Genomic DNA, 10789 nt, shown 5'->3' on the forward strand with positions numbered 1-10789 from the left:
ATCCACATTCACTGTGATCAACATTCTAAATTTCTTAAGAAGCGATACGATGCGGTATTGGGTTTCAAGCGGTATAAATTAGCGGGACGACCCCGTTCGGTGCGCTTTAATCCCGTATCGATCAATAAATCGGCCTGTTCAACCCGCCGACGAAAAGATTTACCTTGGATAGGCTTACCCAGTAGAACCTCATGTACATGCTGCAATTCTGGCAAGGTAAAAGGTTCAGACAGTGCAAATCCTGGCACTAAAGAATATAAGGCTTTTTGTGTTAAGCGTTCCCGCGCTTGCTCGATTAACTGCAGATGATCAAACGCCAAGGGCATCTGCAACACATCCACTAGTGGCCACCACTTAACATCACTCACTGAATCAATCTGGATTTGGCAAGCTTGATAACTCATCAAGGCGGTATAACACACAGTCACGGACCAACCTCTTATATCACGACTACTATTACCCACAGTGCATAGCTGCTCAATATAAGGTGGCACTACCGCGGTTTTCTCCTGCAGTTTACGTAACACGGTTTGCTCAAGGGATTGATCGCAATTTTCATCGATAAACCCACCAGGTAATCCCCATAAACCTAAAAATGGATGATTTGAGCGTTGTACTAGGAGTACTTTAAGTTGCTGATCGTGATAGGTAAACAATACGGCATCCACTGTCAGTAGCTGAGCCTTAAAAACCTTAGGATCGTAATTGGCGAGATATTCCGCTTCAGTCATTGATATTCCCCATCGTTACAAATCATCAGCTTAACTTAGCATTACACAGCTTCAAACATATTATGTCTTAGCGTCACTAAGTCAATGATCAGAGGCGCAGGATGAGCCACTTTGCCCAAATTTACGCTGATAACGTGGCAACATGGTCTCGTTCCCGAGTAAGCCACCTTGGTGGATATACATCACTGGACGAGACTTACCGCCCTGTAAATATTCCTCAAGCACAATAAAACCTAAGGGATCGTAGAGTAATTCAAACTGCACACCGCTGGCGCAGACCCGCTGCCACATGGCATAAAATTCCGGATAAAGTTTACCAAAATGATATTTCTTGCCGACATTAACAATCTGTGGATGCTCACTGGTATTGGAATTAAGTAAAGAAAATTGCAAGCGCAAATAATCATCGCCACCGACAACGGCACAAGTCACGACACGAATATCCGTTTGCTGACGGATAAAATACTGATTTAAAAATAACGCTGTCGTTCCCGTCCCCGAAGGTAAAAACACCGTTAAATCAACCAATCCATTCGCCTTCGCAAACTGTATTATCTCTTGCGCCAATCTATTCACCCCATATTCGGCGTAAGCACAGCGACCACCCTCTGGGATAAAAAGCGCCGTCGGCTCATTCACGAGTACTTGAGCCTCGATATAATCTTGGCAACTCAGTCGCACGTCGCCCACTTGCACAGTAGGCTCAGGACTAGCATTAAGATTTAACAAAACGTGAGGTTCAGATTGCGGCTGAGTGCACGCCTGCTTTTGTGCTATTAACACACTTAAATCGATAATATTGGCGCCATTCGCTAAAGCGGCAGCGTAATTGCCCGTAGGATGTTTAACCACTTGACTGGCAATATGATCTACATAAAAATCACACTGCCAACCTTTCATCTTCGCTAATGTTGACAATGAATACAGTGAGTTAGCCAATGGCGAGCCGTGACCTATCACCTTGCTGATGCCTGCAAACTCATGATCTAAAAAATAGCCGAACTTGCGAGCTTTATTGCCACTAAACGCCGGATGCAGTAAATCATCACGTTTTAGGAAAATGTCTCTGCCAGCAAAGGCAAACGTATCAACAGGGGAATTTGCAAACATCAAGCGACTCAAGCAATTAAATTCTCTGGCTTTTAAACCAGTTAAGGGAATAGTGAGTGTAACTCCAACTTTCCTGTTACGCCCTTAAGAAATTATCAATTTGGCGAAAAACTAGTGAAAATGACACATGAATCTCGAATGCATAAATTTAACCAATTGATTATTAATAATTTAAATAGTTGGCATAGTTATCGCTTAGACATTGACATACATTCAATTTATCAAAGCTAACGATAAAGGCTAACAGGGTAAACATAAGGAGTTTTCAATGGCTGTATTACGCTTAATATTCAACATAGCTTGGTTTGTTCTCGGCGGATTTGTGATGGGACTCGCTTGGTGGCTCGCAGGTATCCTGTGTTTTATCAGTATCATTGGTATTCCCTTCGGCCGCGCCTGTTTTGTTATCGGCGAAATGACCTTTTGGCCCTTCGGCCAAGAACAAATGAACCGTCGCCACTTAACTGGGCGTGAAGACTTGGGCACAGGTGCATTAGGCATGGTAGGAAATATCATTTGGTTCTTACTGTTTGGGATCTGGTTAGCCATAGGGCATTTGGTCCACGCCTTAGCCTGTTTTGTGACGATTATCGGTATTCCCTTTGGGATACAGCATCTTAAGTTGGCTTTACTCAGCCTCACACCAATAGGCCAAACTATCGTCGCCAAAGCCTAAGCTCAATGAGTCAAGCTGCATCCATTACACTGGCAGCACCGTATTATCCAGGTGTCTGTCAGTTGGATTTTTCATAAACACTTTTTGACAACGTGTTATTCAATCGCCACTACTTCATCTAACCAGACTCTAGCTCGATCACGCTCATTCATAGCAAAAATCTTAACTGGGCAAGGCAACATAAACGCTAAAGCATTTACCATTGCATCGAGCTTTTCCATATCAGCAATCATCACTACACGGGAAAAATCGCTTAAATGAAATAAGCTGAGCATGGCATCATCCCAAAGGGCCCCCACAGATATCCCTTCAAACTCAGGGCTAAACTCATACCACAATCGTATTGTGGCATGATCTTGAAGTTTTGCTTCAATTGAAGGTAATAGTTGGGATTCAATATCAAGATGATTAATCCACCCAGACGCAATAACAGTAATAATATTGTCGGCATCGCTAGAAGAAATTGTCAGCATGTCTCACCTTTTCAATACACCCAACATCCCATTTTCAGCATCAACTAAAAACTCATAAATATGGGATATAGTTGCACAGAAAACAAAAGAAACTAACCCTTTTGTTTTCTCTATCGAAATAAAAAGCAATTTATGCCTGTAACTGAAACATGCTCAGAACTAATTAAACAACCACATCATGCAAATAAGTTTGGGCCCATGCAATTGCTTGACCGCGGCTTGAAACCCCGATCTTACGGAACACTCTATACAAATGAGTTTTTATGGTACTTTCACTAACAAATAACTGATTTGCAATGTCTAAGTTTGTGCTGCCAGAGAGTAAGGCCTGTAATACTTCGCGCTCACGGATGGTTAGCGGTTCAGTATCCTCAAATAAGCCAAAATCATCATTGACGCCATTAATCAGTTGCATTGGAATGACCCTATGCCCTCTTAGGATATTGGAGAGCCCTAAACTGATTTCAGCTATACCAGCATCAAGATAAAATACCCCCGCAGTTGTCGCCGATTGTGTTAAAAAACGCGCATCAACTTGCTTGGGAAATTGGATATAAACCACTCGAACACTAGGGTGCTCACGCGCAAGTGATCGCTGAAATTGATAGGCTTTTTGTAGATCAACTGTCGCTAAGTCAATCACGACCATAGAGGCTTGGTTATCTTTGATGTGCTCAAGCATTACATCGGGATTAATTGGCGAAAGTTTAACCAAAAACTCCTGTGGCCAACGCCCTGCAAGTAATTCCACTAATATTTGCGATCGTGACACTACAATCCAATGTAAAATTTTGAACATCCTGCCCACTCCCTGTCTAGTTAACGATTATTCACTTTGAGATAAAGTCTCTCAATACGACTTCAACATCCGTCGAATAGACTTCCAAGTCTATTACTTGCCACGATATTAGCACTAGATAAAACAGAATCAAAAGACTTACGAGAAAAACATTTACCGTACAAAAACCAATATATGTAGGTTTTATGTTTAACATTCTCAAGAAGTAAACTGAATTCAAACTTAAAATAATTTTGCCCAGCTAAGATATGAACGTAATATCAAGACAATACCATTATAAATACTTTCAATATGAAACGATTACATCAACATAACTGACTTTATAACATGTAATATTTAGCTTACACTAAATGGTATACAGCCCTTTTTCTATCTCTCGGTTTCAATATTCCATTGATACAATTAGCGCACTGCTAATGTTACCCTTTCCTAAAATGTACTTATTACAGTGTTTAAAATTGAAGTTTCCACAACATTAATATGATTAATACGAAGAAAAGATATAATTGTATTATGTTTGTTAAAATACCAATACGAGACAATGGTATGTACTAGCGGTAACTCACTTATGCTTAAGCCCAAGTTTAAAATTGAATTAACAATCACAAAAATTTAACACAATTCACTCGCTGGGCTTTAACTCGAGATTTGCTAAAAATTATCATCATAAAAAATGCCAGCAAATTGCTGGCATTTTTTGATATAGAACTGATGGCTAACACCAACAGAGCTCGGGTCTATTTTTTCAAAACAGATCCAGATGTACGACCATCATCATGGCAGCTCTCACAAGTAGGTTTTTCACCTACATTCATATCATGTACTTTGTGACAATCTGCACACACTAAACTGCCATCATGCGGTTTATGAACTGCGTCCATCTCAGCAAGAGATCCGTGGCAGCTTTGACACTGTTCAAATTCAAAAGCACCATCAGCGGAAGGTGAACCATCCTTATGGCAACTCTCACATCCACCCGATTCGGCGTGAAAATCTGATAGTTTTTGACCTGCAGCAAATGCGGTTGGCGACAGCGCTAGCGCTGCGAGACTTGCCCCGAAAAGTGCACTTAATAGTTTTTTGCTCACAATAGTATCCTCCAATGGCGATTGTCAGTGGAAGTTCTTGTCAGGGTGACTTCCATCTCGCAACCAAAAATAAATAGCACGACTCGATCTAACTTAGCTAAGGATTAACTAATAAGCAACCCCATTCTAAGTAGCCCACTTTAGCAATATACTCAGGAGTAAAATGTGCGCTGCATCATGTAACCACATGCTTATATAAGAGTTTTACATTTTTAAAACTAGAAATTCACATAACTAGAATTACCTAGCGCGATAATGTGTAATCACCTTGAGTACGCGTACAGCTTGAGTTGCTTGATGTTGTCATAAAGAGGTCCTCTTTATGTCAACGTATTTCAGGACGGGACAGAATGGCAATAAAAAGGAGACCTTATGGTCTCCTTTTTATCACTCTTTACTATATTAGCGGGCTTGTAAAGCCGCAATACGCTTCTCTAATGGTGGATGACTCATCATCATCTCAGCCATTGAACGCTTACCATTAATACCAAATGCTGACATTTGCGCAGGCATTGCAGTGCTCTCTGGGCCTTGGCGTAAACGCTCTAAAGCCGCAATCATCTTATGTTTGCCTGCTAAACGCGCTGCACCTTCATCTGCACGGTATTCGCGAATACGTGAGAAATAAGCAACAATGATTGAAGCCAAAATACCGAACAACATATCTAACACAAATACTACGGCCATATAGGCAAACATACCTAAGCCTTCGCCTTCTTCATCATTACTGGAGACAACATTATTAATAATCCCTGCAACAACACGAGCAGCGAAGATAACAAAGGTGTTCACTACCCCTTGGATCAGTGTCAAAGTTACCATATCACCATTGGCAACATGGCTCACTTCATGGGCTAATACCGCTTCCACTTCATCTTGGCTCATGCCATACAGTAGACCTGTACTCACGGCGACTAATGAATTGTCTTTGCTTGGACCTGTGGCAAATGCATTCATTTCTGGAGACTGATAAATCGCCACCTCTGGCATTTTAATTCCAGCTTGCTGTGCTTGGCGGGCAACCGTCTCAACTAACCAACGTTCAGTGCCATCGCGGGGCATTGTAATCACTTCACAACCCATGGCTTTTTTCGCCATCCATTTTGAAATCGCTAAGCTGATAAAAGCCCCGCCAAATCCAAAAATTGCAGCAAACACCAATAATCCACCCATAGTAGACGTGTTAACGCCCAAAATGGACATCACAATTGAGGCTACTAGCAATACGGCTAGGTTAGTCGCAATTAATAAAAAAATACGCTTCATTTCAGCTCCTTTAGGGCACTAAATATGCCATTTAACTTTGCTCAAAGACATAATATGTCCAAATAATCGAAATTCAAGGGGTAAATACAAAGAGTTTTTATCAGGTTATCCTTTTCGTATATTTCTAGACACTGTCTTTTATGATTCGAGAGTCTAGGGACAGTGTATTAACCAAAACTTAAATCTAAACCTTGCCTATATTACAAGCTAATTCATGTTTATTTCTCTATATTTATCAGGATTAATCTTTGTTAACATACCCATACTTTCTGGGATTTTAGGATTCAAAATGACCATCAACGCCTTACTTCTGAGCAGTTCTCGTGTCGGCGACACTCCCTACTTAGCCCACGCGATTCCTTTTATAAAACCACTCACCACTCAAGCACAAAAATGGATTTTCATTCCCTATGCTGGCGTCAGTATGAGCTACGACACTTATTTAGCATCCGTCGTTATGGGTCTTGCCGAGCTAAACCTCGATATCAGTGGTATACATCAGCATCCAGATCCTTGTCAGGCAATAAAAGATGCTGATGGCATTTTGATTGGGGGAGGCAATACTTTCCACCTATTGCACGAATTGTATCGTTATAATCTTATCAATCTTATTCGTGAAAAAGTCGCTCAAGGTACACCTTATGTTGGCTGGAGCGCAGGCGCGAATGTATCGGGTGCCAGTATCAAAACGACTAACGATATGCCTATCATAGAACCGCCTTCTTTCGATGCACTGAAGATAGTTCCCTTCCAGTTAAATCCCCATTATTCCAATTACCGTACACCTGGACACAATGGTGAAACCCGCGCACAACGCTTGCTCGAATTTACGAAGGTTGAGCCATTAACGCCTGTAATTGCCATTGCCGAAGGCTCTGCTCTTTGGCGTAGAGATAATACCTTAGTACTTCTCGGGGAAAATCCCGCTTATTTATTCTGCGGTGAGCAACAGGAAATGTTAATCCCTATTGGTAGTGATTTATCGCATTTATTGAAATAGATGTAACTCTACAGCATTCTGTCAAAGTGACTATTTTTACGCGTAAATTGTTACAAATCGATTAACATTGAAACAAGAAAATTTAAAAATGTGTGAATTTCGCCCAAATAGATCGCTTTTCAGTGATAATTGAGTACAGATAAAATGCTTGTGCCGCTAAACTATCAACACTTGCTATTGCTGATAGGGTTATTACTGATAGATATTTTAAAATGTAAAAGAAATGCCCCTTGTCTCAATCAATAATAGTCCCATAGTTCATAATAGGTAAGAGTCTACTAAATAAGTACAATAGAGATTAAACGCTAAGATTCAATCGACATCATCTAGGATCATGAAAGTGAGGAGTTTCCATTTTGCGACTGCATTCAACATTTCGTAATTTAACCCACTATTGCCATGGCGCAATAGCAAAGCAAAAATTAACTACATTCACCTTCTGTCTATGGAGTTTTCTTGCCTGTAACATTGTTATCCACCCCGCTCTTGCTGCCAGCAGTGCTGATAATAAAAAAGGCAAAACATTTTCTCATGACACTGTCGTGACGCTTGCAGAGCAACTTGCACAAAAGCCCTTTAAAGAGGCAAAAAAAGCCCCAAAAGAACTGACCGATTTAGATTTTGTAACCTATGGCAAAATTAATTATCAAGAAGATGCCGCCATTTGGGGGGGGAAGTCCCACAAAGTTTTCAGTCCAACTATTTGCCCCAGGTTTTTTATACAAAAACCTTGTAGATATTGATGTGGTCGAAAATAGCCATGCTTTTCCAATAGAGCTGACTGAAACCGCCTTTAATGTTCCAAGTGATGCTATTGAAAAATTACTCACACAAGTCGGTCAGTACGCTGGTATACGACTTCATTATCCTATCAATGATGAAGGGATAAAAGATGAATTCATTATGTTCCAAGGCGCCAGTTACTTTCGAGCCCTCTCGAAGGGACAAACCTACGGATTATCCAATCGCGGCCTTGCAATAGATGTCGCGCAGCCTAAAGGTGAAGAATATCCCCTCTTTAAACGCTTTTGGGTAGAAAGGCCTTCTAAATATCAAACCGCCATAGTCGTACATGCGCTATTGGATAGTCAAAGTGTGACAGGAGCCTATCGTTTTGGGATTTATCCAGGCTCACCAACTCGAGTGGAGGTTGATGTCACCCTATTTCCTCGTCGTGATATCCAATATGTCGGCCTAGCACCTTTAACCTCCATGTTTTTATATGGTGGGTTAGATTCACCAGATAAACCTGATTATCGCCCCGCGGTGCATAACTCAGAAGGATTACAAATTGATCGTGGTAATGGTGAGCGTTTATGGCGTCCATTAAATAACCCAAATAAATTGCAGATCAGTGCTTTTGGCGATGAAGATATTAAAGGTTTTGGTTTAATACAACGCCATCGTAATTTTGATTATTACCAAGATCTCGAATCAAATTACCATTTACGTCCATCCGCATGGATTGAGCCACTAAACGATTGGGGTAAAGGCCAACTTACCCTGCTAGAAATCCCTTCTAATGCCGAAACCAATGATAATATTGTGGCCTATTGGGAACCTAAGGGAGGTCTGAAAAAAGGTGAACCTTATCGCTATTCCTATCGCATAACGGCTTCAAATGATAGCCCGAATATGGCTTCTAAGGCCCGTGTTGTTCGTAGCTCAAAAGGACAGAAACAGTCTAAAGGTAAAGAATTACTGATTGATTACAGCAATGTAAAAAGCCAAGATATTGATAAAATTGCAATAGATGCCAGTATCAGTAAAGGTAAAATCCTTTCATCACGTATGGTTGCACATCCAGATATCAATGGTGTACGCGTATTTGTCACTTTTGAACCTGAAAGTACAAATGTAGCAGAACTGAGGATCCAGTTGAAAAAAGACGATAAGCCCATTGCAGCAACATGGTTATACCGCTGGAATAGTGATGACTGGCCATAGTTGCCCCCAATAAAGGTTGGTTGCATCCTAGACGTTGAAAGCCAGCATTTGCTGGCTTTTTTATAACATGATAAAAATAATTAAGCCTTTGAATAAAAAAGGAAATACAATTTAAAACAATAATAAATACCTTCACATAAATCGAATCAAACCATATAAACAGCCCTGTAGCACGAATAAAAAGATGAATTCTCAGTTCCACTAATTTTCTTTAAATACAGGAACTTTTAATAAAAGCTACATTTACTCACCTTCTAGATAAAGGTAGTATTAAACTCTATTCGCTAAAGATACTTTTAATTAGTAGTGTAACTAATATATTTTCTATCTTTGAATCAAAATGTCAGAGAAAATGCAATGAGACCAATCCAAGTTAACATTGAACACACATTTAAATCTGCAGCATTATCAATCATATTATATACACTATTACTTTTACTATGCGCCCCATTTATCGGTAGACTTCTTTGGCTTGGATTAGTATTACTTTACCATTTCATATGGTTAACTTGAACTATAGTAAATTTTGAATATATCAATCTAAAGATATTAGTATAATTCGTATCAAGAGCTAAAGTATTATTCTAATATCGTTGCCTATGGATTATGTTTTATGTTGCCCCTTTATATTCGGTTAACACTGCTCTTTTCGATAGCATCGGTCTCTAATGCATTCGCAACTAATACCACTTTTAGCGACTATGGGCCATTACGAGTCTATGCTCAGTCACCTGCCCAAGCTGTAAGCTTAACACCTCTGCTACGATCTGGTTTTGCATTACCCCATGGGCAAAAAGAAGTTTACTTATCAGGGACAGCAGCAAGTGTGTGGGCTGAAACCGATGACTACTTTGCCGACTATTATCACAATACCCTGAGTGCAGGCCTGCGATGGCAGTTTAGTGACAAATGGATGCTTGACACAAATTATCAATGGCGTTTTAGCTCGAATAACCACCTCGACTCTGTTACAACGTGGTTTCATGATGCTCTCGGCTTTAATCAAAATGGCCGAGGCGACACACCAAAGCATCAAAATCAAATATATTCAAATGATGGTATTCATTTAACTGACTTTTCAGGTGAAACATTAAATAATGCATTCACTTTTTATTTAAGTTATCAGTTATTTCAGAACGCATGTCACGGTCTCTCGATTGGTGGCAGCTTGTATTACAACACAGTTGATTCAGGTCCTTTTGCAAATGAAAACTTTGAACAAGCAGTACAACTTAATTACAGTTACCGCCAAAATAGACATCACTTCCACTCCACTCTTGGCATTAGTTTTAGGCAAGATGAAGAAGTATTAAGAAATATTCCCTATAATGATAATGCCTTAATGTATGGATTAGGATATGAGTATCAGGTAGATCGTCACGGTTGGTTAATTGAAATTCACCATTTTCAGGGTGTGCTTGAAACTGATAATGATTTTTCAAAATCCTCAAATGAAGTATTACTGGGATATAGATACTACTTAGATAATAGCGCAATTGAATTTACTGTAATTGAAAACTTCCTCAACATGGATAATAGTACAGATATTGCATTCACTCTTGGCTATAGCAAAAAACTGTAAATTTAAAAATATTATTGCTTTTATTAGTCCCACTCCAAATCCGATTCCCTCTTACAACACTGTACAAAAAGAGTACAGCCCATTCTTTCTAGCTAAAATATTTAAATTACATTCAAG

9 protein-coding genes and 1 pseudogene are annotated in these 10789 nt (G+C 39.9%); 4 read left to right on the forward strand and 6 right to left on the reverse strand.

What is annotated here, in order from left to right; genetic code table 11:
- Positions 1–17: 17 nt before the first annotated feature.
- Positions 18–731 (reverse strand): NrtR DNA-binding winged helix domain-containing protein, encoded by a 714-nt coding sequence (locus tag JEZ96_RS11605; protein WP_014610761.1) that lies wholly within the window; start codon positions 729–731, stop codon positions 18–20.
- An 81-nt stretch (positions 732–812) separates the two neighbouring features.
- Entirely contained in the window at positions 813–1841 is a 1029-nt protein-coding gene (locus JEZ96_RS11610; RefSeq protein ID WP_025007725.1) for a pyridoxal-phosphate dependent enzyme, read from the reverse strand.
- 268 nt (positions 1842–2109) lie between these two features.
- On the opposite strand from JEZ96_RS11610, the gene JEZ96_RS11615 reads away from it, so the two are divergent.
- Entirely contained in the window at positions 2110–2517 is a 408-nt protein-coding gene (locus JEZ96_RS11615; RefSeq protein ID WP_011789013.1) for a YccF domain-containing protein, read from the forward strand.
- 95 nt (positions 2518–2612) lie between these two features.
- Here JEZ96_RS11615 and JEZ96_RS11620 read toward each other — a convergent pair whose 3' ends face one another.
- The 4 genes from JEZ96_RS11620 to htpX all read right to left on the reverse strand — a co-directional run bounded on the left by JEZ96_RS11620 (position 2613) and on the right by htpX (position 6143).
- Complete coding sequence (locus tag JEZ96_RS11620) at positions 2613–2990, reverse strand: SpoIIAA family protein (RefSeq protein WP_011919468.1); 378 nt, start codon at positions 2988–2990, stop codon at positions 2613–2615.
- Positions 2991–3153: 163 nt separating this feature from the next.
- A complete protein-coding gene (locus JEZ96_RS11625; RefSeq protein WP_011919469.1) occupies positions 3154–3789 on the reverse strand; it encodes a LuxR C-terminal-related transcriptional regulator in 636 nt (211 codons plus the stop codon).
- 737 nt (positions 3790–4526) lie between these two features.
- Positions 4527–4877: a tetraheme c-type cytochrome CctA gene (cctA, locus tag JEZ96_RS11630; protein ID WP_011789010.1), complete on the reverse strand. Its 351-nt coding sequence runs from the start codon at positions 4875–4877 to the stop codon at positions 4527–4529.
- A 402-nt stretch (positions 4878–5279) separates the two neighbouring features.
- Entirely contained in the window at positions 5280–6143 is an 864-nt protein-coding gene (gene htpX, locus JEZ96_RS11635; RefSeq protein WP_011789009.1) for a protease HtpX, read from the reverse strand.
- A gap of 289 nt (positions 6144–6432) precedes the next feature.
- Here htpX and pepE point away from each other — a divergent pair, with 289 nt between their 5' ends.
- The 3 genes and pseudogenes from pepE to JEZ96_RS11650 all read left to right on the forward strand — a co-directional run bounded on the left by pepE (position 6433) and on the right by JEZ96_RS11650 (position 10672).
- Positions 6433–7143 (forward strand): dipeptidase PepE, encoded by a 711-nt coding sequence (gene pepE / locus JEZ96_RS11640; RefSeq protein WP_011919470.1) that lies wholly within the window; start codon positions 6433–6435, stop codon positions 7141–7143.
- A gap of 356 nt (positions 7144–7499) precedes the next feature.
- A pseudogene (locus JEZ96_RS11645) lies at positions 7500–9090 on the forward strand (glucan biosynthesis protein G).
- 613 nt (positions 9091–9703) lie between these two features.
- A complete protein-coding gene (locus JEZ96_RS11650; RefSeq protein WP_025007724.1) occupies positions 9704–10672 on the forward strand; it encodes a DUF3187 family protein in 969 nt (322 codons plus the stop codon).
- Positions 10673–10789: the final 117 nt, after the last annotated feature.

This window comes from Shewanella putrefaciens (assembly GCF_016406325.1).
Lineage (GTDB): Bacteria > Pseudomonadota > Gammaproteobacteria > Enterobacterales > Shewanellaceae > Shewanella > Shewanella putrefaciens.

Coding starts and splice junctions, on each gene's coding strand:
- JEZ96_RS11605 (WP_014610761.1), bottom strand. CDS start 731: ATGACTGAAGCGGAATATCTCGCCAATTACGATCCTAAGGTTTTTAAG.
- JEZ96_RS11610 (WP_025007725.1), bottom strand. CDS start 1,841: ATGTTTGCAAATTCCCCTGTTGATACGTTTGCCTTTGCTGGCAGAGAC.
- JEZ96_RS11615 (WP_011789013.1), top strand. CDS start 2,110: ATGGCTGTATTACGCTTAATATTCAACATAGCTTGGTTTGTTCTCGGC.
- JEZ96_RS11620 (WP_011919468.1), bottom strand. CDS start 2,990: ATGCTGACAATTTCTTCTAGCGATGCCGACAATATTATTACTGTTATT.
- JEZ96_RS11625 (WP_011919469.1), bottom strand. CDS start 3,789: ATGTTCAAAATTTTACATTGGATTGTAGTGTCACGATCGCAAATATTA.
- htpX (WP_011789009.1), bottom strand. CDS start 6,143: ATGAAGCGTATTTTTTTATTAATTGCGACTAACCTAGCCGTATTGCTA.
- pepE (WP_011919470.1), top strand. CDS start 6,433: ATGACCATCAACGCCTTACTTCTGAGCAGTTCTCGTGTCGGCGACACT.
- JEZ96_RS11650 (WP_025007724.1), top strand. CDS start 9,704: ATGTTGCCCCTTTATATTCGGTTAACACTGCTCTTTTCGATAGCATCG.